Here is a 25,715-nt window from a genome sequence, read left to right as displayed (position 1 = left end):
TTCGGCAAGATAGCCGCCTCGCAGCTGCGGGATCGCCTTCGCATCTGCGGCGCTATTTGCAGCGCGCAACGAAAAAGGCCCGGCGCGCTGTCGCACCGGGCCTTGTCGTTTCATGCCGCAATTGCGGGCGGGCGCTTATTCCTCTGGCACGCCCTCGGCGCGGCGGGCGGCGAGCCATGCCTCGGCCTCGGCCTCCTGCGCGGCTTCGACGGCGGCGCGGGCAGCGTCCTCGCGCTCCTTTTTCAGCTCGTCGATCAGCGCCTGGCGGTCATCGACCAGACGCGTATCGGTCACCGGCTGGCTGCCTTCGGGCAGGTTCTTGGACGCCTTTGCCACCGCCGCGTCCAGTTCGCGCTGCGAGCACAGGCCCAGCGTCACCGGATCCTTGGGATTGATGTTCTGGATGTTCCAGTGCGACCGGTCGCGGATCGCGCCGATGGTGTTGCGCGTGGTGCCGATCAGCTTGCCGATCTGCGCATCCGAAATCTCGGGGTGGTTGCGGATCAGCCAGGCGATGCCGTCGGGCTTGTCCTGGCGCTTGGACACCGGGGTATAGCGCGGTCCCTTGGTACGCTGGACCTGAACCGGCGCCCGGTGCATCTTCAGCACATATTCGGGGTCGTTCTGGCCCTTCTCGATCTCTTCATGGGTCAGTTCGCCCGCGCGGACAGGATCGCGGCCGGTGTATTTCGCGCCGGCCAGATCGTCGGCCATCGCCTGCACCTCCAGCATGTGGAGGCCGCAGAACTCGGCGATCTGCTCGAACGTAAGGCCGGTGTTGTCGATCAGCCAGCTGGCGGTCGCGTGCGGCATCAGCGGAGTGGCCTGTTTCGTGCTCACGAAGTGAACCTTTCGCATGGGCCCCGTGGCGCGGGCCGGACATTCTTTCGGGGAAAATCCGGCGATGCGCGGGGCGGAAAAACGATAAGGGCCGCCCCTTACCGGAGCGGCCGCTTGCCTTTCGCATCTAGGCGATCCGGCCCGTGCAGGCAAGGGGTTCCCGCTTGCGGCCCCGATTCAGCGTCACATCGCCGCGAAACGGGGCAGGGCGCGCATGCGCCGGATCCAGCCGCGAACCGCGTCATATTCGTCCAGCGAGAAGCCCCCTTCGTGCGCCACATTGGTATAGGCGAACAGCACGATATCGGCGAGCGAGCAGGCATCGCCCACGAACCAGTCGCGGCGCGCCAGATGCCGGTCCATCAGTGCCAGAGCCGCTTCGCCGCCGCTGCGTTTCATCGGCATCAGGCCGCGCTGTTCGTCCGACAGATTCGCTTCGCCAAGGACGTGCAGCCAGTATCGCATGGTCGCGATATTGGGTTCGTGCTGGTACTGTTCGAAGAACATCCAGCGCAGCATGGCGGCGCGTTCGAACCGGCCCGAGGGGATCAGGTCGGATCCGTCGGCCAGATAGAAACAGGCGGCATTGCTTTCGGGCAGGAATCGCTCGCCCACCTGCAGCACCGGAATGCGGCCATTGGCATCGACTTCGGCCAGAAACCGCTCGGTGCGGGTTTCGCCCTTGGTGATGTCATAGAACCGGCGCTCGATCGGGATGTCCAGCAGCGCCGCCGTCAGCCTGATCTTGTAGCAATTGCCGCTGACGGGATCCTCGTGAAGGATCAGGGGCGAGGGCAGGGCGGTCGGTAAAGAGTGGGCGGTCATGACACGGTCAGCACGATCTTGCCAATGTGATCCTCATCCATGCGGCGATGCGCATCGGCGGCGCGTTCCAGCGGGAAGGTCGAATCCATCGCCGGGCGCAATTGCCCGCTGGCGACGAAGGGCCAGACCTCGCTCCGGATCTCGTCCGCCACCGCTGCCTTGAAACCGTCGGAACGCGGGCGCAGCGTCGATCCGGTCAGCGTCAGCCGCCTGGTCAGCACCTTGTGCATCGGGATCTCCGCCTTGACGCCGCCCTGCACCGCGATGGTCACGTGGCGGCCATCCTCGGCCATGCAGGCGATGTTGCGCGCGACATATTCGCCCGAGATCATGTCGAGCACAACGTCGACGCCGCGCCCGCCCGTGATGCGCTGCACCTCCTGGACGAAATCGCCGGTCTTGTAGTTGATCGCATGATTCGCGCCCATCGCGCGGGCGGCATCGCATTTGTCGTCGCTGCCGCAGGTCACGATGATCTTCAGGCCGAACAGGCCAGCCAGCTTGATCGCCATGGTGCCGATCCCGCTGGTGCCGCCATGGACCAGCAGCCAGTCGCCCTCGTCCGCCATGCCGCGTTCGAACACGTTGCTCCACACGGTGAGCAGCGTTTCGGGCAGCGCGGCCGCTTCCTCCATCGACAGGCTTTCGGGGACCGCAAGGCAGTGGTCGGCCTTCGCCAGGCAATATTGCGCATAGCCGCCGCCTACGACCAGCGCGCATTGGCGAGTGTCCATCATCACCGGGTCGACGCCTTCGCCGATCGCCACCACCTCGCCCGCCACTTCCAGGCCGGGCGTGTCCGGCGCACCGGCAGGCGGCGGATACAGACCCGCGCGCTGCATGACGTCGGGGCGATTGACACCCGCTGCATGGACGCGCAGCAGCACTTCCCCGGCACCGGGCACGGGCACCGCGATCTGGCGCGGAACCAGCACTTCGGGCCCGCCCCCGCCGTTATTGCCTCCGCCGCCATCGTTTCCGCCGCCATCGATGGCGATGGCGGTCATGCTTTCGGCGATGCGCGGATTGCTGCTGGCGTTTCCTGTCAATTCCACCCCCCCGAAAAGACCCTTGGACCATGACCGTGAACCGGTGATCCGCGAACTGGCGATCCGTGGCCGCTAATCTGTGATCGGGCGAACACGCCTGGCTGCGTATCGTCCGTGCAGGCTGTGGATTTCCGCCTGCGGCCATGCGGTTAACCGCAAGGTGCATTGACAGCAAGGCAAACAGCGGCATGATCGATTTTTGCAATGTTCGACGATGATCGCCCCCGGCCGGCTGGCCACCCTGGCGAGCTCGCGGCCCGTCTCGCGAGTGAGAACCTCGACCCGCTGTCGCAGGACGAGCTGGAAGAGCGCATCGCCTTGCTGGAACTGGAAATCGTCCGGACCCGGACCCATATGGAACGGGCGGACAAGCACCGTCGTGCTGCCGAAGCTTTCTTCGGATCGCCGGAGAAGCCCCCAGCATGATCGCCCGCACCGCCTTTGCCCGATCGGACCGGGCCAGAACTGAAGCGGTGCATATTGTTGCAACACGGACTGCAAGCCATGTGTCAGACGCGCCACTGCGCGAACCGACCGGGGCGAGCAGCCGACCCACCAGCGATCGCGAAACAGGCGGTGGTCGCCTCGTGTTAACGCTTTCGCCTTACGTTCATGGTCATGATCCTACAGTTGGTGGGAATCGGCCCATGATCGCGACTCCGGTTCCCTTTGGATAGGAAATAGCGCCCAATGCCATCTTTTGCCCAGAGCCTCGAAAAGACGCTTCACACCGCGCTCGCCAACGCTGCAGAGCGCGCGCATGAATATGCGACTCTGGAACATCTTCTTCTCGCCCTGATCGAGGATGAGGACGCCGCGCAGGTCATGGAGGCCTGCGGGGTCGAGCTTCCCGAGCTGACCGGCGTGGTAAAACAATATCTCGACCAGGAATATCAGTCGCTCAAGACCAGCGACAAGGCCGATCCGTCGCCCACCGCCGGTTTCCAGCGGGTGATCCAGCGCGCGATCCTGCATGTGCAGTCGAGCGGCAAGGACACGGTGACCGGCGCCAACGTGCTGGTCGCGTTGTTCTCGGAACGCGACTCCTATGCCGTCTATTTCCTGCAGCAGCAGGACATGAGCCGGCTGGACGCGGTGTCGTACATCAGCCACGGCATCGGCAAGACCGGCAAGCAGGTCGAACAGCGCTCGCCCAAGGGCAGCGACGAGGATCCCAAGGCCGAGGAAAAGGCCGAGCCGAATTCCAAGAACAAGAAGGATTCGGCGCTCGACCAGTTCACGGTCAACCTCAACACCAAGGCGCTGGCCGGCAAGGTCGATCCGCTGATCGGGCGCGGGCCCGAAGTGGACCGCACGATCCAGATCCTGTGCCGCCGATCCAAGAACAACCCGCTCTATGTGGGCGATCCGGGCGTCGGCAAGACCGCCATCGCGGAAGGCCTCGCGCGCAAGATCGTCGAGGGCGACGTGCCCGAAGTGCTAGCCGAAGCGGTGATCTATTCGCTCGACATGGGCGCGCTGCTGGCAGGCACCCGCTATCGCGGCGATTTCGAGGAGCGGCTGAAGCAGGTCGTTTCCGAGCTTGAGAAAATGCCCGAGGCGATCCTGTTCATCGACGAGATCCACACCGTCATCGGTGCGGGCGCGACCAGCGGCGGGGCGATGGATGCCTCCAACCTGCTGAAGCCCGCACTGTCGTCGGGTGCGATCCGCTGCGTCGGGTCGACCACCTACAAGGAGTTCCGCAACCACTTCGAAAAGGACCGCGCCTTGCTGCGCCGGTTCCAGAAGATCGACGTCAACGAACCCACGGTCGAGGATACGATCAAGATCCTGCGCGGCCTGCGTTCGGCGTTCGAGGAACACCACAAGGTCAAGTACACGCCCGACGCGATCAAGACCGCGGTCGAGCTGTCGGCCCGCTACATCAACGACCGCAAGCTGCCCGACAAGGCGATCGACGTGATCGACGAGGTGGGCGCAATGCAGATGCTGGTCCCGCCCAGCCGCCGCAAGAAGACGATCACCGCTCGCGAGATCGAGAAGGTGATCTCGACCATGGCGCGCATTCCGGCCAAATCGGTGTCGAAGGACGACAAGAAGGCGCTGGAGAACCTGGAACGCGACCTGAAGCAGGTGGTGTTCGGGCAGGACAAGGCGATCGAGGTGCTGTCGACCGCGATGAAGCTGTCGCGTGCGGGTCTGCGCGATGCGGACAAGCCGATCGGCTCGTTCCTGTTCAGCGGCCCCACCGGCGTCGGCAAGACCGAGGTCGCGCGCCAGCTGGCCGACATCATGGGCATTCCGCTGCAGCGTTTCGACATGTCGGAATATATGGAGCGGCACTCGGTATCGCGCCTGATCGGTGCGCCTCCGGGCTATGTCGGCTTCGACCAGGGCGGCCTGCTAACCGACGCCATCGACCAGCAGCCGCACTGCGTGCTGCTTCTGGACGAGATCGAGAAGGCGCATCCCGACCTGTTCAACATATTGCTGCAGGTCATGGATAACGGACGCCTGACCGACCACCACGGCAAGACGGTCGATTTCCGCAATGTCGTCCTCATCATGACCACCAATGCGGGCGCGGCGGACATGGCGCGCAACGGCATCGGCTTTGGCGACATCTCCAAGGCGGACGCCGGGGACGAGGCGGTCAAGAAGATGTTCAGCCCCGAATTCCGCAACCGTCTCGATGCGATCGTGCCGTTTGCCTATCTGGGCAAGGAAATCGTCAGCCGCGTGGTCGACAAGTTCATCCTTCAGCTGGAGCTTCAGCTGGCCGACCAGAACGTCCACATCCAGTTCGACGGCGACGCCCGCAGCTGGCTGGCGGATCGCGGTTACGACCGGCTGTATGGCGCGCGCCCGATGGGCCGCGTGATCCAGGAAAAGGTGAAGCAGCCGCTGGCCGAGGAACTGCTGTTCGGCAAGCTGTCCGCAGGCGGCGAGGTGCATGTCAGCATCAAGGAGGGCGAGGACGCAAAGCCCGAGCTGGCCTTCGAACTGACGCCCGCACCGCCCAAGATCGTGAAGCGCCGCAAGAAGAAAGCCGCGCCCAAGACCGCCGACAAGTCCGAAGGTTCTACCGAATCGGACGAGGACGAGGACGCTGGCAACAGCTGATCCGGCCAGGGCTGGAAATGCGAAGGGCGGCCTTGCGGGGCCGCCCTTTTGCTATGAGGTCAGTGTCCTGACTAATGCCTCGACCTGCTTGCGGGTGTCGTCCAGCGATCCGCCGTTTTCGATGACATGATCCGCGCGCTCGCGCTTTTCCGCGTCGGGCACCTGCAGCGCCAGGATCTCGGCGAATTTCGTTTCCGTCATGCCGGGGCGCGCAAGCACGCGGCGGCGCTGCTCTGCGGGAGGGGCCGATACGACGGCGACAGCGTCCAGCCCGCGTGTGCCGGTCTTTTCGTACAGCAGCGGAATGTCGAACACGATCAGCGGCGCATCGCGGTTCGCCTCCATGAAGGCAAAGCGCTCTTCCGCGACGGCGGGGTGGACGATGGCCTCCAGCCGCTTCAGCGCCTGCGGGTCGGCGAAGACGATGGCGCCAAGCTCGGCCCGTTTCACGCCTTGGGGGCCGGTGGTGCCGGGGAAGGCTTCCTCGATGGCCGGGACCAGCAATCCGCCGGGGCCCTGCAGCCTGTGCACCTCGGCATCGGCGTCGAAGACGGGCACGCCGCAATCGCGGAACATCGCCGCGACGGTCGACTTGCCCATGCCGATCGATCCCGTCAGCCCAAGGATATAGGGGCGCCTTCGGCTCATGCGGTCAACAGGGCGCGAAGTTCGTCGTCGTCTGCGCGCGGGGCGGGCTGGCCGAAGAACTTCCCGAACGCATAGGCCGCCTGCCCGATCAGCATGGCGAACCCGTCGATCGTGCGGAATCCGGCTTGCTGCGCCGTTTTCAGGAACTCGGTCTCACGCGGGCTGGTGACGATCTCGTAACAGATAGAGCGCGGGGGGATATGGGAAGGATGGATCGCCAGCGGGGGATTGCCCGTCATCCCCAGCGGGCTGGCGTTCACCACAAGGTCGAGGCAGCCGACACGGTCGTCGAACGCGAAGTCGGTCGGTGCCGCCAGCGTGTCCAGCGGCGCGGTATGATGCTCGCCCTCGGGGTCCAGATCGTCGAGCAAGGCGCGGCCCCGGGCGGGATCTCGGCCGAACATCACGATAACGAAGCCGTGGTCGGCCAAGGCCCTGACCATGGCGCGCGCCGCGCCGCCATTACCGACGATCCGCGCCATGCGGAACAGATGCGGCTGCTTCAGCTCGTCCAGCAGCGGCTCGAGGAAACCAGGCGCATCGGTATTGTACCCGGCCAGCGATCCGTCATCCTCGCGCACCACCGTGTTCACCGCGCCGATCGCATTTGCCACCGGGTCGATCCGGTCGAGCAGCGGCATCACCGCCTGCTTGTGCGGCATGGTGACGTTGCACCCGCGCCAGTCGGGATCGCCGCGGCGGCGCGCGATGTAATCGGCCAGCTCGCCGGGCTTCACATGGCAATGCCGATAATCGCCCTCGATGCCCAGACGCTCAAGCCAGAAGCGGTGGATCAGCGGCGACTTGGACTGCGCGATCGGATCGCCGATCACCTCGGCGTATGGGGCGTATGGGGCGTGCGGGGCATAGGGCAGGCTCATCGCGGCAGTTCCCCCAATTCGCGCAGCGCGCCCAGCACCGGCAGCAGCGGCATGCCCAGCACGGTGAAATAATCGCCGTCGATGGCATCGAACAATTGCACGCCCAGCGCCTCGATCCGGAAGACGCCTACGCACCAGGACACTTCGGGCCATTCGGCATCGAGATAATCGTCGATGAAATCCGCGCTTAGCTCTCGCACCTGCAGGCGCGCGGTGGCGGCATGGCTCCATATGGTCGCGCCATCACGAACCAGCGCCGCCGCGCTGTGCAGATGCATCGTCCGGCCCGAGAAGAAGCGCAGATGTTCGGCGGCGGCGTCGCGGCTGGCAGGCTTGTCGAAACGGCGGCCCTCGACGTCGAGCAGCGAATCGCTGCCCAGCACCACGCGCCCCGGCTCATGCACCGCCAGCGCCTTCGCCTCGGCCAATGCCAGCGCGATCGCGTAAGGGCTCGCTCCGGCGATCTCCGCTTCCAGCGCGCGCTCGTCGATATCGGCGGGGCGCGCCTCGAAAGCGACACCGGCCTGGCGCAGCATCGCCTGGCGCGAGGCGCTTTTCGATGCGAGCACGATCATACCGGCTTGGGACCCGTATTGCCCTTGGACAGGCCGCTCTGCCGCTCGTTCACCAGGTTGATCACCGCCGCGGCGGTTTCCTCGATCGAGCGGCGGGTGACGTCGATCACCGGCCAGCCGTTGTCGGCGAACATGCGCCGCGCGAATTTCAGTTCCTTTTCCACCCGGTCGTGATCGACATAATCGGTCTCGGGCGCCTGGTTGAGCGACAGCAGGCGGTTGCGCCGGATCTGGATCAGCCGGTCGGGCGAGGTGGTCAGCCCCACCACCAGCGGTTTCTTCAGACCGAACAGGGTCCTGGGCGGCGGCGATTCGACCACGATGGGGATATTGGCGGTGCGAAACCCGCGATTGGCCAGATAGATCGAGGTCGGCGTCTTCGACGTGCGCGATACGCCCGCCAGCACGATATCGGCTTCCTCCCACTCCTCCCACATCAGCCCGTCGTCATGGGCGATGGTGAACTGGATCGCTTCCACCCGCGCGAAATAGGCTTCGTCCATGCGGTGCTGGCGGCCGGGGCGCGCATGCGCTTCCTGCCCCAGCAGGCTGGACAGCCGGCGCGTCACCTCATCCAGCGCGGACACGGTGGCAAGTCCGGCGTCGCGGCACTTGGCTTCCAGCCGTTCGCGGATTTCCATATTGGCCAGGGTGAACAGCACCAGCCCCGGATTGCGCGTGATCTCGCCCATGATGCGGTCGAGATGCTGGTGCGAGCGGACCATCGGCCAGAAATGGCGGTCGACATCGGCCCCCTCGAACTGCGCGAGCGCCGCCTTGGCGATCATTTCCAGCGTCTCGCCCGTGGAATCCGACAGAAGATGCAGGTGCAGGCGAGTCATTGCGCTAGGGGCATTCCTGTTTTCGGGCGGGCCTGTTTTCGGGCGGGCCTGTTGGCGGGCAGGCCTGATAGCGGGCAGGCCGGTTCGGCAGCCTGTGGACGATCAGGCCGATAAATCATGGGACGAAGCCGGGGACAAGCAAAACGACCGATTCCGTCCCCACTGCGAGTCCTGTTCGCGCCGAGTTCTGGACAGGGGCCCCCATTCGCCCACAGCCTGTTCATAAGGCGAAGAACTTGCGTTTGACTCAAGGCCGGTGCGGATTCGGGATCGGCAATTTGCGGTGGTCATGCGGTGATAATTCGGGCAATCGCGGCAATCCCCGATATCCACAGGACCAACAGAGTCCTTCAACCAATTATAAGAATCTTTCTTTTGGAGAATCATGGCAGGTCCTCTTCTCGATACGCTCAAGGGCATGAATCTCGACCGTCGCCCGATCTGGATGATGCGGCAGGCGGGGCGCTACCTTCCCGAATATCGCGCATTGCGCGCGGAAAAGGGCGGATTCCTTGCGCTGGTGTATGACAGCGAGGCCGCGGCCGAAATCACGATGCAGCCCTTGCGGCGCTTCGGTTTCGACGGGGCCATCCTGTTTTCCGACATCCTGATCGTGCCCCATGCGATGGGTCAGCACCTGGAATTCCTGGCGGGCGAGGGACCAAGGCTTTCGCCCAAGCTTGCCGATCATGCGCTGAAGGCGCTGGAAGCCGTGCCACAGCGCCTTTCCCCGATCTATCGTACGGTGGAGCGGGTAAGGGCCCAGCTTGGCCCTGAGCAGACCATGCTGGGCTTTGCGGGGGCGCCGTGGACGGTCGCGACCTATATGGTCAACGGCGAGGGTAGCCGCGACCAGCACGAGACCCGCGCCATGGCCTATGGCGATCCGCAAGGTTTTCAGGCGATCATCGATGCCATCGTCGACGTCACCAGCGATTATCTGGTCGGCCAGATCGAGGCGGGGGCCGAAGCGGTGCAGATCTTCGACAGCTGGGCCGGCAGCCTCGCGCCCGACGAGTTCGGCCGCTGGGTGATCGCGCCGACCGCGCGCATCGTGAGTGCCGTACGCCAGCGCTGTCCCGGCGTTCCGATCATCGGCTTCCCCAAGGGCGCGGGCGAGAAGTTGGTGTCCTATGCCAAGGAGACCCTGGTCGACGCGGTGGGTGTGGACGAGACGGTGGATATCGCGTGGGCAGCGCGTGAACTGCCCGAGAACATGCCGCTTCAGGGCAATCTCGATCCGCTGCGCCTGCTGGCGGGCGGACCGGAGCTCGAGAGCCGGGTGCGCTTCATCCTGGATGCCTGCGCGCATCGGCCGCATGTGTTCAACCTGGGCCACGGGATCGGCCAGTTCACCCCGATCGAACATGTCGAGGCGCTGCTGGCGGCCGTGCGCGGCTGGCAACGGCCCTGAGCTGACCTGCTGATCTAACCTGACCTGACCAGTTGCCCTCACTACCCCCTTCAACCGGCCACGCGGCCCCGCTATCTAGGCGGCCATGCAAGAGGCGCTTTCCATGATCTACCTCTGGCTGAAGGCCGGGCATATCATCTTCGTGGTGTTCTGGCTGGCGGGGCTGTTGATGCTGCCGCGCCAGATGATCTACATGCACCCCGCCGCGCCGGGCTCGGACGAGGAAGCCTTGTGGGCCAAGCGGACCGGCCTTTTGCGCAAGATCATCCTGACGCCCAGCCTGGTCGTCGTATGGGTGCTGGGCATCGCGCTCGCCTTCACGCTGGGGGCGTGGGACCAGGGATGGCTGCATGCCAAGCTGCTGCTGGTCGTGCTGATGACCGCCTATCACGGCGTGATGGTCGGCAAGGCGAGGAAGATGGCGCGCGGCGACCGCCCGCTGTCGGAACGGCAGCTGCGCATGTGGGGCGAGGCGCCCGGCATATTGCTGGCGCTGATCGTGGTGCTGGTGGTCGTCAAACCGTTCTAGGCCGCCCGCATCGCCGGTTTGCGACCAGTGGTGGACACATAAGAGGCGAAGGGCGATTGACCTTGCGCCGCGGTGACCTTATCTTGGGCCCTGTCTTTCAGCGATCCCTGCGGACCATGCAGGGTACTCGCTCCAGCCTTTAAAAACCGAATAACGTCCTGCCATCGCCGAACTGCGTGCGAATTTCCGGTTCAAGGACGCCAAGCGGATCTCCTTAATCGGAAAAAAGAATATGCATCTCAAGGAACTCAAGCAGAAAACCCCCGCCGAGCTGGTCGAAATGGCCGAGGAACTGGGTGTCGAGGGCGCGTCGACCCTGCGGCGGCAGGACATCATGTTCGGCATTCTGAAAGAGGTTGCCGAGGAAGAGGAAATCCTGGGCATCGGCACGATCGAAGTGCTGCCCGACGGTTTCGGCTTCCTGCGCAGCCCCGAGGCGAACTATCTCGCCGGGCCCGACGACATCTATGTCTCGCCCAACCAGGTCCGCAAGTTCCAGCTGCGCACCGGCGACACGGTCGAGGGCGAGATTCGCGCCCCCCGCGACGGCGAACGCTATTTCGCGCTGACGAAGCTGCTCAAGGTCAATTTCGACGACCCCGACGTGGTTCGTCACCGCGTCAATTTCGACAATCTCACGCCGCTCTATCCGGACGAGAAGCTGGTGCTCGACACCGTGGACCCGACCGTGAAGGACAAGTCGGCGCGGGTGATCGACATCATCTCGCCGCAGGGCAAGGGCCAGCGCGCGCTGATCGTGGCACCGCCGCGCACGGGCAAGACCGTGCTGCTGCAGAACATCGCCAAGGCGATCACCGACAACCATCCCGAAGTGTTCCTGCTGGTCCTGCTGGTCGACGAACGGCCCGAGGAAGTGACCGACATGCAGCGCTCGGTGAAGGGCGAGGTCATCTCCTCGACCTTCGACGAACCCGCGCAGCGTCACGTGCAGGTCGCCGAAATGGTGATCGAAAAGGCCAAGCGCTTGGTCGAGCACAAGAGGGACGTGGTGATCCTGCTCGATTCGATCACGCGCCTGGGCCGTGCCTACAACACCGTGGTGCCTTCGTCGGGCAAGGTGCTGACCGGCGGTGTCGACGCGAACGCCCTGCAGCGCCCCAAGCGCTTCTTCGGCGCGGCGCGCAACATCGAGGAGGGCGGTTCGCTCTCCATCATCGCGACCGCACTGATCGACACCGGCAGCCGCATGGACGAGGTGATCTTCGAAGAGTTCAAGGGCACCGGCAACTCGGAAATCGTGCTCGACCGCAAGGTCGCGGACAAGCGCATCTTCCCCGCGCTGGATGTCGGCAAGTCCGGCACCCGCAAGGAAGAGCTGCTGGTCAACAAGGAGCAGCTGTCCAAGATGTGGGTCCTGCGCCGCATCCTGATGCAGATGGGCACGATCGATTCGATGGAATTCCTTCTCGACAAGATGAAGGATTCGAAGACCAACGAGGACTTCTTCGCCACCATGAACCAGTGATCTGCGGGGCCAGCCGCAGATCATGCGACCGGCCCTTCAGACCATGCGAAACGTCTCTGCGCTCGCCGCTTTCCAGTGGCGGGCGTATTGCGTGCTGTCGGGGTCGTCCAGCAGCACGCCCGGCTTCAGGAAGCGATAGAACTGGTCCATCGAATCGGACCGCACCGAATTGAACCGCTCGCCGATGTGATGCGGCTGGATCTGCCAGGGATCGTCGAGGCCCATGGCGATCACGATCTCGCGCAGCCCGTGCAGCGTATGGCGCTGGAACCGTGCGACACGCTCGCCCTTGTCCATCACGACCAGCCCGCGCTGGCGCGTGGCGTCCTGCGTGGCGACCCCTGTCGGGCATTCGTCGGTATGGCATTTCATCGATTGCACGCAGCCCAGCGCGAACATGAAGGCGCGCCCGGCATTGCTCCAATCCGCGCCCAGCCCGAAATTCATCGCAAGGCCGGCGCCCGAATGCACCTTGCCCGCCGCCGCGATCCTGATCTGCGGCTTCAGCCCGGTTCCCACCAGCACGTTGCGCATCATGATCACGCCTTCGCGCATCGGCATGCCGACCCGGTTGGACAGTTCCACGGGTGCCGCCCCGGTGCCGCCTTCGCCGCCGTCGACGACGATGTAATCGACCGTGATGCCGGTCTGCAGCATGGCCTTGGCGATCGCCATCACCTCATGCGGCTGTCCGACGCACAGCTTCAGCCCGACGGGCTTGCCGCCTGAGAGATCGCGCAATTTCGCGCACCATTCGACCATCTCGATAGGCGTGGAAAAGGCCGAATGTCCCGGGGGCGAGATGCAGTCCTCTCCCACCGATACGCCGCGAGCCTCGGCGATTTCCTCGGTGACCTTGCTGCCGGGCAGGACGCCGCCATGGCCGGGCTTGGCGCCCTGGCTCAGCTTCACCTCGATCATCCTGACCGTCTCGCCCTGCGCGTTTTCGGCGAACATGCCGGGGTCGAAAGTGCCGTCCTTGTTGCGGCAGCCGAAATAGCCGCTGCCCAGTTCCCACACCAGATCGCCGCCATGCGACTTGTGATAGCGCGAGATGCCGCCTTCGCCGGTGTCGTGATAGAACCCGCCGCTGGCCGCGCCCCTGTTCAGCGCCATGATCGCATTGGCCGACAGCGACCCAAAGCTCATCGCCGAAATATTGAGCAGCGATGCGGAATAGGGCCGGCTGCACTGGTCCGAACCCACCTGGCAGCGCCATTCATGCGGCGCATCGGCGGTGGGCGCGATGGAATGGCCAAGCCATTCATATTCTTCGGAATAGACGTCGAGTTCGGTTCCGAACGGATGCGAATCGAGCTGGTCCTTCGAGCGCGCATAGATCAGCGCGCGCTGGTCATGGTTGAACGGGCGTCCTTCCAGATCGGATTCGATCAGATAGGACCTGAAATAAGGCCGGAAATCCTCCATCAGCCAGCGAAAGCGCGCGATCAGCGGATAATTGCGCCGCAGTGTATGTTTCTTCTGCAGGAAATCCCACAGCGCAACCGCCAGCAGCGGAAGCGTGACGAACGCCAGCCATCCCATCGGCGGCCATGCCAGCGCCGCCAGCGTCAGCAGCAGCAGCAGGGCAGGGACGACGAAGCGCGAATACAGGTCGGCGGAACTGCGCCAACTGGCCCTGTTCTGCATGGCCGCCCTCAGGCCAGATGTTTGGCGAAGAATTCCGCGGTGCGCTTGTCGGCCAGCTGCGCGCCTTCCTCGTCCCGGCGGTTGCCGAATTGTGTCGCGAAGCCGTGATCGAGCCCCTTATAATCGTGGAGGGTAACGCGAGGATGATCGTCCAGCCCCTCATGCATCGCTTTTTGTGCTTCGGGGCTGACGAAGCCGTCCGCGGTCGGGACATGCAGCATCAGCGGCTTGGCGATGGCGTGGCTTTCGTTCAGCATCTGGTCGATCATCACGCCGTAATAGCCGACAGAGGCATCCACGTCGGTGCGGGTCGCCATCATATAGGCAAGCCGCCCGCCCGCGCAGTATCCGACGCAGCCGACCTTCGGCACGCCCTGTTCGCGGCGGATCCAACGAACCGTCGATTCAAGATCCTTCACCGCCTGGTCGAAATCGAACCTGCCGAAATAGTCGAGCGCCTGCTGCATCTCCTCATCGACATCGGGATCGAGCTCGATCCCGGGAGAGAAGCGAAAGAACAGATCTGGCGCCACGGCCAGATAGCCGTCCCTTGCAAGCAGGTCGCACTTGTCGCGGATGCCCGCGTTCACGCCGAAAATCTCCTGGATCACGACGATCGCCGCCTTGGGCGCACCCTCTGGACGCGCGACATAGACTCCGAAACTGCCGTCATTATCCAGCGTGGGGATCGAGGTTGCGAATTCCATGGCGTATCTCCTGTCGGGGCGTGATCGGTTTCCTAATGCATAGGAAGCGTGGATGGACTTTGCCACCTGTCTGTGACAGCGTATGAGAACGGAAATTGCTCCACGGGGAAAGCCGATGAAAGTGAATGTCGAATTCGATTGCTCGCCCGAAGAGGCGCGACGCTTTCTGGGCCTGCCCGACGTGACCCGCGTAAACGAGTTCTATGTCGACACGGTGATCAATTCCATGAAGGGCACCGGCAACATCGAGCAGCTGCAGGAAATGATCAAGCAGTTCACCCCGATGGGCGAACTTGGCATGAAGATGTTCCAGCAGATGATGGAAACCGGGGCGCTTGCCGCCTTTGGCAAGGGCAACAAGTCGACCAACTGACCGCTGGCGGCTCGATTCGGGCTGGACCGCGGCGCCTCGCGGGGGCAGGGGCGTGGTCATGGCTGGCAATGACACGATCTTCGCGCTGTCGAGCGGTAATCCGCCCGCGGGCATAGCGGTCATCCGCATCAGCGGGCCCCGCGCCGCCGATGTTCTGGAACTGCTGGGCGGGCGTATACCGCGTCCCCGCCGCGCAAGCGTGATGCGGCTGCGCGATCCCGCCGATGGCAGCCTGCTGGACGAGACGCTGGTCCTCTCGCTACCCGGACCGGCCAGCGCGACGGGCGAGGATTGCGCCGAACTCCATCTGCATGGCGGGCGCGCCCTCGTCGCGCGGGTGCAGCAGGTGTTGTCCCGTATCGACGGATTACGCCGCGCCGAACCGGGCGAGTTCACCCTGCGCGCCTTTCGCAACGGACGCATCGACCTGGCCGAGGCCGAGGGCCTGGCCGATCTGCTCAGCGCCGAGACCGAACTGCAATTGCGCAATGCGCAGGCGCTGAGCGAGGGCGTCCTGTCTCAGAGGGTTCAGGCATGGCGCGAGGAATTGCTGGGCATTTCGGCACGGGTCGAAACCGCGATCGACTTCGCCGACGAGGAGGATGCCGGATCGCTCGACGCCGGGTTCGCCGGTGATTGCCTGCAACTGGCAGAGCGACTTGGCGAATGGCTTGACGCCCCGCGCGCGGAGATTTTGCGCGAAGGCTATCGCGTGGCGATCGGCGGTCCGCCGAACGCCGGGAAAAGCAGCCTTTTCAACGCGTTGATCGAAGAAGACGCGTCCATCGCAACTCCCATCGCGGGGACGACCCGCGACGCATTGCACCGCCCGGTCGCACTTGGCGGGGTGCCGTTCCTGTTCGTCGATACGGCTGGTCTCCGCGACGATACAGGCGATGTGATTGAGGCTATCGGTATCCAGCGTGCTGCGGATGAATTGGCGCGTGCCGATCTGGTGCTCTGGCTGGGGGAGCCGGGGCAGGGACCGGATGAGAGTTGGCAGATCGCGACCAAGATCGACATTGAGCCGGGCGAGCGCCCAAGTGCCGACTTCCGCGTATCGTCGGCGACGGGCGAGGGCATCGATGCGCTTCGCACGGCGCTGGTCGATCAGGCGCGGGAAGCCATGCCCAAGCCGGGACAGATCGCGCTGCACGATCGCCAGGCGGGATTGATCGCGCGGTCGCACGAGGCCTTGATCGATGCGGGCGGCAACCACGATCTCCTTCTCGTCGCAGAAGGCTTGCGGCGCGCACGCACCGCTTTCGACCAGCTATTGGGGCGCACCGGGACCGAGGATATGCTCGACGCCCTGTTCGGACGGTTCTGCATCGGCAAATGAGATGTTCCACGTGGAACATCCGGGGCGGGCTGTCGCTTCCGCTTTGACGGTCCGATTGACGCGCTGTATGGGCGGACCATGCTTCAATTCGATGTCATCGTCGTGGGCGCCGGTCATGCCGGTTGCGAGGCGGCCGCCGCCGCTGCCCGCATGGGTGCATCCGTCGCGCTGGTGACCTTCGACAAGGCGAAAACGGGCGCCATGTCCTGCAATCCAGCGATTGGCGGGCTCGGCAAAGGGCATCTGGTCCGCGAAGTCGATGCATTCGACGGGCTGATCGCGCGGGCGGCGGACCATGCGGCGATCCACTATCGCATGCTCAATCGCTCCAAGGGTAGCGCGGTGCAGGGCCCGCGCGTCCAGGCCGACCGCCGCCTCTTCCGCGAAGCCATCCAGGCGATGATCGCCAAGACCGACAATTGCACCGAGATCGAGGGCGAGGTGGCGGCCCTTATCCTGAAAGGCGACCGTGTCGGCGGCGTCATCCTCGCCGATGGAACGCGGCTTGCTTCGGGGGCTGTTATCCTCTGCACCGGCACGTTTCTCGGCGGACGGCTGTTCCGGGGAGAGGAGCGGTTCGAGGGCGGCCGGATCGGTGAAAGCGGCGCCAAGCGACTGGCCGAGCAATTGCGCGCAGCCGACCTGCCGATGGCGCGGCTCAAGACCGGCACGCCGCCGCGGCTCGACGGGCGCAGCGTGGATTGGCAGAGCCTGGAACGCCAGACTTCGGATAGCGATCAATGGCTGATGTCGCCCTTGTCAAATGGCCGATCGAACCCGCAACTGTTCTGCGCGATCACCCGCACGAACGAGCAGGCACATGACATCATCCGGGGCGGACTCGATCGGTCGCCGCTGTTTTCGGGTGCCATCGATTCGCGCGGACCGCGATATTGTCCGTCGATCGAGGACAAGATCCATCGCTTCCCCGACCGCGATGGCCACCAGATCTTTCTGGAACCGGAAGGGCTGGACAGTACGCTGATCTATCCCAACGGCATCAGCACTTCGCTGCCGGTGGATATCCAGCACGGCATGCTGCGCACGATCGAGGGCTTGGAGCAAGTCAGGATCGTCGAACCGGGCTATGCCGTCGAATACGACCACATCGATCCGCGCGCGCTGACCAGCCAGCTTGAGTTGAAGGCGATGCCCGGCCTGTTCTGTGCCGGCCAGATCAATGGGACTACCGGCTATGAGGAAGCCGCCGCGCAAGGCCTTCTCGCAGGTCTACATGCGGCCGCGAATGTCCTTGGTCGGGAAGGACCGTCGCTCGACCGGGCCAACAGCTATTTGGCGGTGATGGTCGACGATCTGACGCCGCACGGTGTGACTGAACCCTATCGCATGCTGACCGCTCGCGCGGAATACCGGCTGCGTCTTCGGGCGAATAATGCGACAACGCGGCTTACCGGGATCGGCCTCCACATCGGCTGCATCGGACCGGAGCGTCGTCAATGGTTCGAGCGCCGGACAGAAGATCGAACTGCGGTCGAAAGCTGGCTCGACCGCTACTTCCACCCTTCGGTAATTGTTTCACGTGGAACACCGGTTCGATCAAACCTCGGTTCTATGCCCCTCAAGCAATGGGCGAGGTTCGAGGAAGTTCGATCTTCGTTCACTAGATGGGCCGCAGAAGACGATATCTGCCACGATAGCGACCTGATGGCCGAGATCGAGGAAGATCTGCTCTATGCACCCTACCTTGAGCGGCAGGAGGCGGAGCTACGCGATCTGCGGGCCGCCGAAACCACCGAGATCCCATCGTGGTTCGAATATTCCGCTCTGCCCGGATTGTCGAACGAAATGGTCGAGCGACTCAGCCGGGCTCGCCCCCGTTCGGTCGCTGCTGCGGGTCGAGTAGCGGGGATAACCCCCTCGGCCCTGGCGACGCTGGTGGTGAACCTGCGCAAGCAGACCAACAGCCGAGCGGCATGACCAACACCCAGAACAGCGTTGATCCCGAAGATCGCGCCAAGGCCATTGCATGGCTCGAACAAAATCTTGGTACCGACGCGAATACGCTGCAGCAATTGGATCGCTTTGTCGGTATGCTGCTGGAAGAGGCTGAAAATCAGAACCTGATCGCGCGCGCGACCCAACCCATTATCTGGACAAGGCACATCATCGATAGTGCGCAGCTCCTCCTTCATGTTCCACGTGGAACATCTTCGCGATGGATCGATCTCGGGTCGGGCGCGGGCCTTCCGGGGCTGGTGAACGCGATCCTCGACCCGGCGAGCCATTTCACGCTGGTCGAGCGGCGACCATTGCGAACGGGTTGGCTTCAGCGCGCAGCATCGGAGCTTGGACTGGACAATGTCACGGTTTTTACCGGCCCCGCATCGGCCGTACCCGATCAGATATTCGATGTGATCACTGCCCGCGCTTTTGCTCCCATGTTGAAGCTGGTCGAACTGGCAAAACGCTTCGCTTCGGGGACAACCCTGTGGATTCTTCCGAAGGGCCGCAGTGCTGCTGACGAATTAGGGGCAGAGCCGGGTTGGCAATCGATGTTCCACGTGGAACCCTCTGTTACGGACGACGAATCGGGGATCATCGTCGGTCGGCTTGGACAGGCTGGATCACGAAGCAAAGGCGGGGTGCGTCGATGATTATTACGGCAATCGCCAACCAGAAGGGCGGCGTGGGCAAGACGACGACGGCCATCAACCTTGCGACGGCTTTTGCCGCTTCGGGGTGGCGCACGCTTCTCATCGACCTCGATCCCCAGGGCAATGCCTCGACTGGGCTGGGTATCGAGCGCGATAATCGCGAGAATTCCAGCTTCGAACTTCTCCTCGACGATGTCGCTTTGGCCGATTGTTCGCGCCCGACTTCGATACCACTGCTCGACATCGTTCCGGCCACGGTCGATCTCTCCGGTGCCGAGATCGAGCTGGTCGGTGCCATCGACCGCACGCAGCGGCTTCGCCGGGCGCTCGATGGCGCAGCGGATTACGACATCGCCTTCATCGATTGCCCCCCATCGCTAGGGCTGCTGACCCTCAATGGGCTGGCCGCCGCCGACAAGCTGCTCGTGCCCCTACAGTGCGAGTTCTTCGCACTCGAAGGGCTCAGCCAGTTGCTCCAGACGGTCGAGCAGGTCCAGCAGCGCTTCAACGAACGTCTGGGCATCGTAGGCATCACCCTGACCATGTTCGACCGGCGCAATCGCCTGACCGACCAGGTGGCGGAGGATGTGCGCGAAGTGCTGGGCGATCTGGTGTTCGACACCGTCGTCCCGCGCAACGTCCGGCTATCCGAAGCGCCCAGCCATGGCGTGCCAGCGCTTGTCTACGATCACAATTGCGCCGGTTCGCGTGCCTATATGGAATTGGCACGTGAATTGATCGACCGGCTGCCCAAACGGAGGAAAGCGGCATGAGCAAGACCGCCGCAAAGGAAGACACCAAACCTGCAGCCAAGCGCCGCGCAGCCCTGGGCCGCGGCCTGGGCGCGCTGCTGGGCGATGCGCAGCGAGAGGAGCCGGTGTCCCGCCCGCAGGAGCGTTCGCAGGAACCGAGTGCCCGCGCGCCCGAGCCTGCGCCCGAGGGCGTTACCAGCGGGCTCGCCCTGCTGGCGATCGCATCGATCGAACCGCATCCCGAAAACCCGCGCGTCGAGTTCGAGGAGGGCGCGCTTGAGGAGCTGGCGGCGTCGATCGCATCGCGCGGCGTGATCCAGCCGGTGATCGTGCGGCCGGCGGGCGGCGGACGCTATCAGCTGGTTGCGGGCGAACGCCGGTGGAGGGCCGCCCAGAAGGCGCAACTCCATGAAATCCCAGCGATAATCCGGGAACTCGACGACCGCGAGGTCACCGCGCTCGCGCTGATCGAGAATATCCAGCGCGAAGACCTGAACCCGGTCGAGGAAGCGCGCGCCTATCACCGGCTGTCGGACCGCGACGGCATGGCGCAGTCCGAAATTGCCCGGCTGGTCGACAAGTCGCGTAGCCATGTCACCAATCTGATGCGACTGCTGGCGCTGCCCCAGCCGGTGCTGACCCTGGTGGAGAAGGGTGATCTGTCGATGGGCCATGCCCGCGCGCTGATCAATTGCCCCGATGCCCAGGCGATCGCCGACAAGACCGTCGCCAAGAAGCTGTCGGTCCGCGATGTCGAGAAGATGGTCCGCAAGCAGGCCGCGGGCGAAACCGCGCAGCCGGCTCGCCGAGCCGCCCGTGAACCGCGCGGTCCGGAAAATGCCGATATCGCTGCGGTGCAGACACAGCTCGAAGATGCGCTGGGCCTGCCGGTCAGCATCCAGGTCGATGCCGATCCCGCATCGGGGACGGTGACGATTCGCTACAAGACGCTCGACCAGCTTGACCTGGTGTGCCAGCGGCTGACCGGCGGAGAAATCTAGATCCGCTCCGAAAGGATCGCCGCAAGCCGTTCCAGGCCCTCGCGGTCCTGCTCGTCGAAGAAGTCGGGCTCGGGGCTGTCGCAGTCGATGACGGCGATGGCCTCGCCTCCGCGCAGGACGGGAACGACCAGTTCCGACCGGCTGCGCGCGTCGCAGGCGATATGGCCGGGGAACGCGTGCACGTCCGGTACCAGCTGGCTTGTGCCGGTTTCCGCGGCCGTGCCGCACACGCCCTTGCCGAACGGGATGCGGATGCAGGCGGGCAGTCCGACGAACGGCCCCAGCACCAGTTCCGCGCCGACGCTGCGATAGAAACCGCCCCAGTTCAGCCCCGGCACGAAATACCAGATCAGCGCGGCGACATTGGCCATGTTGGCCACGCCATCGGGCTCGCCCGCGGTGATGGCATCGGCCGCTTCGCATAATTCGCGGTAGCGCAGGGGCTTGTCGGCGGGATCGGTGGGTGAAAAGTCGAACATGGCGCTGGCTTTACGCCCGGCATGCCCATCATGGCAATGGTCGTTGCCGGTTCATGATCCGCACTCTATCTAGGGCGGCATGTCTCCCACGCTTCGCAAATCGCTCATCATCGCCGTGATCGTCATCGCCGCGATTGTCGCCATCGGCTGGTACCTGCTTCAGCCCAATACCGCCAAATATGGCGACGAGGAACTGACCGGCACCGATCCGCTGATCGCCGAGATCCAGGAAGAGACGATCCCCTCCATCGGGATCATGGATCCGGTGGGCTGGGACGAAGGCGCATCGCCGACCCCGGCAGAGGGCCTGAACGTCTCCCGCTTTGCCGAGGGGCTGACCCATCCGCGATCGATGCTGGTGCTGGACAATGGCGACGTGCTGGTGGCCGAGACCAATCGCCAGCCCGGGCCGCCCGCCAGCTTCACCGACCGCGTGGCGGGCTGGCTGATGGGCAGGGCAGGGGCAGGGGTGCCTTCGCCCGACCGCATCGTGCTGCTGCGCGATACCGACAATGACGGATCCGCCGATAGCCAGAGCGTGCTGCTGGACGGGCTGAAGTCGCCGTTCGGCATGGCTGTGCGCGACGGGCGGCTGATCGTCGCCAATACCGACGCGGTGCTGTCCTTTCCCTTCACGCCGGGCGACACCACCATCGCCAGGGGCCAGGAATGGCAGCTGATGGCGCTTCCCGGCGGCGGAAACCATTGGGCGCGCAACCTGCTGCTGAGCCCGGACGGCGAGCGGCTGTATGTCACCGTCGGTTCGGCCAGCAATATCGGCGAGAACGGCATGGCCGCCGAACAGGGCCGCGCCGCGATCTACGAATATGATTTCACCACCCAGACAAGCCGCCAGTTCGCCAGCGGGATGCGCAACCCCATGGGCCTTGCCTTCAACCCCGACAGCGGCGAGCTGTGGACCACGGTGAACGAACGCGACATGCTGGGCCCCGACGTGCCGCCCGACTATCTGACCAACGTGCCGATCGGCGCGCAATATGGCTGGCCGTGGATCTACTGGCGCTTCAATTATGACGAGCGGGTGGAGACGGCGATCCCGCAATATCTGCAGGAATATACCCGCTGGCCGGAATATGCGCTTGGCGCGCATGTCGCGCCGCTGGGGCTGGTGTTCGCCAATGACGGAGCGCTGGGCCAGCCGTTCACCAGCGGCGCCTTCGTCGCGCGGCACGGGTCGTGGAATCGCTCGCCGCCGGCGGGATACGACGTGGTGTTCGTCCCCTTTGACGAGCGCGGCAATCCGCAGGACGTCCCCCCGGTCCCGGTGCTGACCGGCTTCCTGGGCGATGACCTGGAGACGACCCATGGCCGCCCCACCTGGCTGGCTTGGGACAATGCGGGCGGCCTGCTGGTCAGCGACGATACCGGCGGCATCATCTGGCGCGTGACCGGCACCCCCGCCGCCGCCAGCCAGGAACCCGCCGACAACTAGTCGAGCGCGCGCCCGGCGCGGCCCGCCAGTTCGGCGACATAATGCCGCGCCACCCGGCCGGATCGTGAACCGCGCCTGCGCGACCAGTTCAGCGCCTCGTCCCGGTTGTCCGGGTCGTCGCGGTTCCAGTCCAGCCCGTAATGCCGGGCATAGCCCGCCACGATGGCGAGATAGTCGTCCTGGTCGCATTTGTGGAAGCCGACCGACAGGCCGAACCGGTCGGCCAGCGCCAGCGCATCGTCCATGTCGTCGCGCGCATTCACCGGGTCGTCCTGCTGCCCCTGCGTACGGGCGACGATATTGCGGCGATTGCTGGTCACCGCGATCCGCACATTGCCGGGGCGGGGGGTCACGCCGCCTTCCAGCATCGATCGCAGCGCGCGGGCGTCTTCCTCGCTGTCGAAGCCGATATCGTCGATGAACACCAGATAGCGCCGCACGCGCCCCTTCAGCCGGGCGAACAGCGCGGGCAGCGTGTGCAGCACGTCGCTGGCCGCCTGCACCAGCGCGATGTCGCCCGTGTCCCGCGCCGCCACGACCGAGGACCGCACCAGCGCCGACTTGCCCATGCCGCGCGCGCCCCACAGCAGCATGTCATGCGCCTCGGCTCCTTCGGCCAGGCGGCGAACATTGGCGGCGATCACATCGCGCTGCCGGTCGATCCCAAGCAGCAGGGGCAGGGGCGGCGCGTCGATCCGATCGTGCCCGCGCAGCACCGCACCATCCCAGCCATAGGCGGGCAGCGCATCGGGATCGCTCGCCCCGTCATCGGCAGGGGCGATCCGTTCAAGCGCGGCGGCGATGCGGGCAAGCAGGGAATTGGTTTCGCTATCGGACATGTCGGGTGGCGGCCTTCAATCGGATGATCTTGTCGCTGGCTGCCAGACCCTATAGCGAGCGCGCATGAGCGCTGCCAATGCCGATCCCGCAGGACCCGAGATCCTCCCGATGGGAGAGGGCGCGCTGCAACGCGCCGCCAGCGCGCTGGAAGCTGGCCAGCCGGTCGCCGTCCCGACCGAGACGGTCTATGGCCTTGCCGCCCGCGCGGACAGCGATGCGGCGGTGGCGGCGATCTATGCGGCCAAGGGGCGGCCCAGCTTCAACCCGCTGATCGTGCATGTGCCCGATAGCGATGCGGCCCGCCGCCTCGCCGGGTTCGACCGGCGCGCCGCCGATCTGGCGTCGCGCTTCTGGCCCGGACCGCTGACGATGGTGCTTCCCCGCCTGCCCGGCGCGCCGCTCGCCGATGCGGTGACGGCGGGCCTGCCGACGGTCGCGCTCCGCTGCCCCGCGCATCCCGCGATGCAGGCGCTGCTGCGGCGCTGCGCCTTTCCGCTGGCCGCACCCTCGGCCAATCGCAGCGGCGCGATCAGCCCCAGCACGGCCCAGCATGTCGCCCGTTCCTTGAACGGCAGGATCGGCCTGGTGATCGATGCAGGCGCGGCGCAGCAGGGGATCGAATCGACCATCGTCGCGCTGGACGCCGGGGGCTGGCGTATCCTGCGCCCCGGACCGGTCACGGCGGATCAATTGCGCGAAGTGCTGGGCACCGACCCCGACACCCGGCCCACCGGCGGCGCGATCGAAGCCCCCGGCCAGCTTGACAGCCATTACGCCCCCGGCAAGCCCGTGCGCCTGAACGCCGCACAGGCCCGCGGCGACGAATATCACATCGGTTTCGCGGATATCGCGGGCGACACCAGCCTTTCGCCCGGCGGCGATCTGTTCGAAGCCGCCGCGCGCCTCTACGCCTGCCTCCACCGCGCGGCGGAGAGCGCGCAGCCGCGCATCGCCGTCGCGCCGATCCCGAAGGCGGGCATCGGCGCCGCGATCAACGACCGGCTTGCCCGCGCCGCGGCCTGATCGACCCCAAGGCTACCGGCGCGAAGGCTCGACCGGGACCGAGGGCAGAAGCTCCTGGATTTCGGCATAGATGCGGCGCGCTTCCTCGCACGCCTTTTCGTCGCCGCGTTCGCAGTCGTCCATTTCCTTGCCATAGCGCCGCTCCAGCTTGCCCAGCCGTTCCTCGCGCTTGCGCAATTCGCGGCCGCGGTTCTCGTCCGCCTCGCTCTGGCTGGTGGTCGCGGCGTCGAAGGCGCTGCTGGCGATATCGACCGGCAAGGTGACGACATCGACCACGGTGCCAAGGCAACCGGTCAGCAGCGGGGCAATCATCACAACCGGCAAGGCTAGGCGCAGACGCATGGGGGCATTCTCCTTCGAATGCCGCCTAGCATGATCCCGACCGATGGACGAATGATGAACCGGCCGGATGTACCCGGTAAAATGCGCGGCCTCAGGCCGGTTCGCACACCAGCCGGCCCGATCCGACACCCCTGACCGCGCAGCGCGCGCGGCCCTTTACGGTCACATTGCCCGATCCCGCCATGCTGCCCGACACGTCGCCGTCGCTGGCAAAGCTGGCATTGCCCGACCCCGCCATACTGACATTGGCGGTGTCGACGCTGACGCCGGCCATCGCGACATTGCCCGATCCCGCCATCTTCAGCGACAGCGTGCCGACGCGGCCCTTCGCGGTGACCGAGCCTGAGCCCATGATCCGGATCTTCAGCTGCTCGACCTCGATCTCCTCGCAGTGCACGCTGCCCGATCCCCCGATCGAGATCCGCGCCTTCTTGCCGGTGATCGTGTCGCACTGGACCGACGCCGATCCCGCCACCGCGATCTTGCGCAGCCGGGGCAGGGTGATCCTGACCGTGGCGCTGCCGTTCTGGCGCCTGCCGCCAAGGCGCATCACCGACAGCTTGGTGTCTTCCAGCTGGAAACGGATCGCATTGGCCGCGCCCTCGTCGCCCTCGACCACGATCGCCGCCCGGTCGCCGCGGGTGATGGCGACATCGTCGGGGCCCAGGACCGCGACATTGCGGATATTCGCCTCGGTCAGGTCCAGTTCGTGCAGCGCCACGCCCGTTTCGCAGGCGGCGCGCATGCTTTCGCCGAAATTGCCGAAATTGCTGCCGACCTTCTTCAGGTCGACGTCGAACTTGTCGAGATTGGTGAACGCCTTGGTCATTGCCGCCCCGGCCACTGCCGAGATGAAATCGCCCAGATTGTCGATTGGCCGCTTGTCGGACATGGTCTGCTCCATAACTGTATTACAGATGCAATACACTATGGACCCATGGCTCCGCAAGGCAGGGGCGCCC

The 25,715-nt window shown here is 65.1% G+C and carries 26 protein-coding genes; 13 read left to right on the top strand and 13 right to left on the bottom strand.

Annotation, left to right across the window (positions count from 1 at the left end; translation table 11 throughout):
* Positions 1 to 135: 135 nt before the first annotated feature.
* The 3 genes from A9D14_RS13625 to A9D14_RS13615 form a co-directional block, all read right to left on the bottom strand.
* Entirely contained in the window at positions 136 to 813 is a 678-nt protein-coding gene (locus tag A9D14_RS13625) for a DUF1013 domain-containing protein (protein ID WP_232468946.1), read from the bottom strand.
* Positions 814 to 1,023: 210 nt separating this feature from the next.
* The gene (locus A9D14_RS13620; protein ID WP_066847464.1) at positions 1,024 to 1,665 is read right to left on the bottom strand and encodes a glutathione S-transferase family protein; all 642 of its coding nucleotides are present in this window, start codon (positions 1,663 to 1,665) and stop codon (positions 1,024 to 1,026) included.
* Positions 1,662 to 2,672 (bottom strand): NAD(P)H-quinone oxidoreductase, encoded by a 1,011-nt coding sequence (locus A9D14_RS13615; RefSeq protein ID WP_066849244.1) that lies wholly within the window; start codon positions 2,670 to 2,672, stop codon positions 1,662 to 1,664. The genes A9D14_RS13620 and A9D14_RS13615 overlap by 4 nt, the downstream gene beginning before the upstream one ends.
* A 246-nt stretch (positions 2,673 to 2,918) precedes the next feature.
* Between A9D14_RS13615 and A9D14_RS13610 the strand changes: the two genes are divergently transcribed.
* Both A9D14_RS13610 and clpA read left to right on the top strand, forming a co-directional pair.
* Complete coding sequence (locus A9D14_RS13610; RefSeq protein WP_066847460.1) at positions 2,919 to 3,140, top strand: DUF1192 domain-containing protein; 222 nt, start codon at positions 2,919 to 2,921, stop codon at positions 3,138 to 3,140.
* 264 nt (positions 3,141 to 3,404) lie between these two features.
* Positions 3,405 to 5,801 carry an ATP-dependent Clp protease ATP-binding subunit ClpA gene (gene clpA, locus A9D14_RS13605; RefSeq protein WP_066847458.1) on the top strand — a complete coding sequence of 799 codons (2,397 nt, stop codon included), beginning with the start codon at positions 3,405 to 3,407 and terminating at the stop codon, positions 5,799 to 5,801.
* A gap of 51 nt (positions 5,802 to 5,852) precedes the next feature.
* On the opposite strand, the gene coaE is transcribed toward clpA, so the two are convergent.
* Genes coaE through A9D14_RS13585 form a run of 4 tightly spaced genes read right to left on the bottom strand, consistent with a single transcriptional unit; the run spans position 5,853 to position 8,747 of the window.
* Positions 5,853 to 6,449 (bottom strand): dephospho-CoA kinase, encoded by a 597-nt coding sequence (gene coaE / locus A9D14_RS13600; protein WP_066847456.1) that lies wholly within the window; start codon positions 6,447 to 6,449, stop codon positions 5,853 to 5,855.
* Complete coding sequence (locus tag A9D14_RS13595; protein ID WP_066847452.1) at positions 6,446 to 7,330, bottom strand: shikimate dehydrogenase family protein; 885 nt, start codon at positions 7,328 to 7,330, stop codon at positions 6,446 to 6,448. Before A9D14_RS13595 ends, coaE begins: the two co-directional genes overlap by 4 nt.
* Entirely contained in the window at positions 7,327 to 7,905 is a 579-nt protein-coding gene (locus A9D14_RS13590; protein ID WP_066847450.1) for a Maf family protein, read from the bottom strand. The genes A9D14_RS13595 and A9D14_RS13590 overlap by 4 nt, the downstream gene beginning before the upstream one ends.
* On the bottom strand, positions 7,902 to 8,747 hold the full coding sequence (locus A9D14_RS13585; RefSeq protein ID WP_066847447.1) for a pyruvate, water dikinase regulatory protein: 846 nt from the start codon (positions 8,745 to 8,747) through the stop codon (positions 7,902 to 7,904). Before A9D14_RS13585 ends, A9D14_RS13590 begins: the two co-directional genes overlap by 4 nt.
* Before the next feature lie 385 nt (positions 8,748 to 9,132).
* Here A9D14_RS13585 and hemE point away from each other — a divergent pair, with 385 nt between their 5' ends.
* From hemE to rho, 3 genes are all read left to right on the top strand, one after another.
* Positions 9,133 to 10,161, top strand: a complete 1,029-nt coding sequence (gene hemE, locus A9D14_RS13580; RefSeq protein ID WP_066847445.1) for a uroporphyrinogen decarboxylase — start codon at positions 9,133 to 9,135, stop codon at positions 10,159 to 10,161.
* Positions 10,162 to 10,246: 85 nt separating this feature from the next.
* Positions 10,247 to 10,690 (top strand): CopD family protein, encoded by a 444-nt coding sequence (locus A9D14_RS13575; protein ID WP_066847443.1) that lies wholly within the window; start codon positions 10,247 to 10,249, stop codon positions 10,688 to 10,690.
* Positions 10,691 to 10,922: 232 nt separating this feature from the next.
* Entirely contained in the window at positions 10,923 to 12,176 is a 1,254-nt protein-coding gene (rho, locus tag A9D14_RS13570) for a transcription termination factor Rho (RefSeq protein WP_066847442.1), read from the top strand.
* A gap of 36 nt (positions 12,177 to 12,212) precedes the next feature.
* On the opposite strand, the gene A9D14_RS13565 is transcribed toward rho, so the two are convergent.
* Complete coding sequence (locus A9D14_RS13565) at positions 12,213 to 13,826, bottom strand: FMN-binding glutamate synthase family protein (protein ID WP_066847439.1); 1,614 nt, start codon at positions 13,824 to 13,826, stop codon at positions 12,213 to 12,215.
* An 8-nt stretch (positions 13,827 to 13,834) separates the two neighbouring features.
* Positions 13,835 to 14,533, bottom strand: coding sequence for a dienelactone hydrolase family protein (locus tag A9D14_RS13560; RefSeq protein WP_066847438.1), 699 nt, complete (start codon positions 14,531 to 14,533; stop codon positions 13,835 to 13,837).
* A 115-nt stretch (positions 14,534 to 14,648) separates the two neighbouring features.
* On the opposite strand from A9D14_RS13560, the gene A9D14_RS13555 reads away from it, so the two are divergent.
* The 6 genes from A9D14_RS13555 to A9D14_RS13530 all read left to right on the top strand — a co-directional run bounded on the left by A9D14_RS13555 (position 14,649) and on the right by A9D14_RS13530 (position 20,616).
* Positions 14,649 to 14,906 (top strand): DUF6489 family protein, encoded by a 258-nt coding sequence (locus A9D14_RS13555; RefSeq protein WP_185884661.1) that lies wholly within the window; start codon positions 14,649 to 14,651, stop codon positions 14,904 to 14,906.
* 58 nt (positions 14,907 to 14,964) lie between these two features.
* A complete protein-coding gene (mnmE, locus tag A9D14_RS13550) occupies positions 14,965 to 16,248 on the top strand; it encodes a tRNA uridine-5-carboxymethylaminomethyl(34) synthesis GTPase MnmE (protein ID WP_066849238.1) in 1,284 nt (427 codons plus the stop codon).
* Positions 16,249 to 16,326: 78 nt separating this feature from the next.
* Complete coding sequence (gene mnmG / locus A9D14_RS13545; RefSeq protein WP_066847437.1) at positions 16,327 to 18,186, top strand: tRNA uridine-5-carboxymethylaminomethyl(34) synthesis enzyme MnmG; 1,860 nt, start codon at positions 16,327 to 16,329, stop codon at positions 18,184 to 18,186.
* On the top strand, positions 18,183 to 18,863 hold the full coding sequence (rsmG, locus tag A9D14_RS13540) for a 16S rRNA (guanine(527)-N(7))-methyltransferase RsmG (RefSeq protein ID WP_066847434.1): 681 nt from the start codon (positions 18,183 to 18,185) through the stop codon (positions 18,861 to 18,863). Before mnmG ends, rsmG begins: the two co-directional genes overlap by 4 nt.
* On the top strand, positions 18,860 to 19,636 hold the full coding sequence (locus A9D14_RS13535) for a ParA family protein (protein ID WP_066847431.1): 777 nt from the start codon (positions 18,860 to 18,862) through the stop codon (positions 19,634 to 19,636). The genes rsmG and A9D14_RS13535 overlap by 4 nt, the downstream gene beginning before the upstream one ends.
* Positions 19,633 to 20,616, top strand: a complete 984-nt coding sequence (locus tag A9D14_RS13530; protein ID WP_066847429.1) for a ParB/RepB/Spo0J family partition protein — start codon at positions 19,633 to 19,635, stop codon at positions 20,614 to 20,616. Before A9D14_RS13535 ends, A9D14_RS13530 begins: the two co-directional genes overlap by 4 nt.
* Here A9D14_RS13530 and A9D14_RS13525 read toward each other — a convergent pair.
* Positions 20,613 to 21,095: a GAF domain-containing protein gene (locus A9D14_RS13525; RefSeq protein ID WP_066847427.1), complete on the bottom strand. Its 483-nt coding sequence runs from the start codon at positions 21,093 to 21,095 to the stop codon at positions 20,613 to 20,615. The two genes, A9D14_RS13530 and A9D14_RS13525, sit on opposite strands and share 4 nt — an antisense overlap.
* A gap of 79 nt (positions 21,096 to 21,174) precedes the next feature.
* On the opposite strand from A9D14_RS13525, the gene A9D14_RS13520 reads away from it, so the two are divergent.
* Positions 21,175 to 22,548 carry a PQQ-dependent sugar dehydrogenase gene (locus A9D14_RS13520; protein ID WP_066847421.1) on the top strand — a complete coding sequence of 458 codons (1,374 nt, stop codon included), beginning with the start codon at positions 21,175 to 21,177 and terminating at the stop codon, positions 22,546 to 22,548.
* On the opposite strand, the gene A9D14_RS13515 is transcribed toward A9D14_RS13520, so the two are convergent.
* Positions 22,545 to 23,387, bottom strand: a complete 843-nt coding sequence (locus A9D14_RS13515) for an ATP-binding protein (protein ID WP_066847419.1) — start codon at positions 23,385 to 23,387, stop codon at positions 22,545 to 22,547. The genes A9D14_RS13520 and A9D14_RS13515 overlap by 4 nt on opposite strands.
* A gap of 64 nt (positions 23,388 to 23,451) precedes the next feature.
* Between A9D14_RS13515 and A9D14_RS13510 the strand changes: the two genes are divergently transcribed.
* The gene (locus tag A9D14_RS13510) at positions 23,452 to 24,411 is read left to right on the top strand and encodes an L-threonylcarbamoyladenylate synthase (RefSeq protein ID WP_066847416.1); all 960 of its coding nucleotides are present in this window, start codon (positions 23,452 to 23,454) and stop codon (positions 24,409 to 24,411) included.
* A 12-nt stretch (positions 24,412 to 24,423) separates the two neighbouring features.
* Here A9D14_RS13510 and A9D14_RS13505 read toward each other — a convergent pair whose 3' ends face one another.
* Together A9D14_RS13505 and A9D14_RS13500 are read right to left on the bottom strand one after the other, a co-directional pair.
* Positions 24,424 to 24,753 (bottom strand): hypothetical protein, encoded by a 330-nt coding sequence (locus A9D14_RS13505; RefSeq protein WP_066847413.1) that lies wholly within the window; start codon positions 24,751 to 24,753, stop codon positions 24,424 to 24,426.
* Between the two features lie 91 nt (positions 24,754 to 24,844).
* The gene (locus A9D14_RS13500) at positions 24,845 to 25,645 is read right to left on the bottom strand and encodes a head GIN domain-containing protein (RefSeq protein ID WP_157668234.1); all 801 of its coding nucleotides are present in this window, start codon (positions 25,643 to 25,645) and stop codon (positions 24,845 to 24,847) included.
* Positions 25,646 to 25,715 lie beyond the last annotated feature (70 nt).

The sequence above is a fragment of the Croceicoccus marinus genome (genome assembly GCF_001661675.2).
GTDB lineage: Bacteria > Pseudomonadota > Alphaproteobacteria > Sphingomonadales > Sphingomonadaceae > Croceicoccus > Croceicoccus marinus.
The sequence above is the reverse complement of the archived record's forward strand: the minus strand, read 5'-3'. Positions and strand labels throughout refer to the sequence as shown.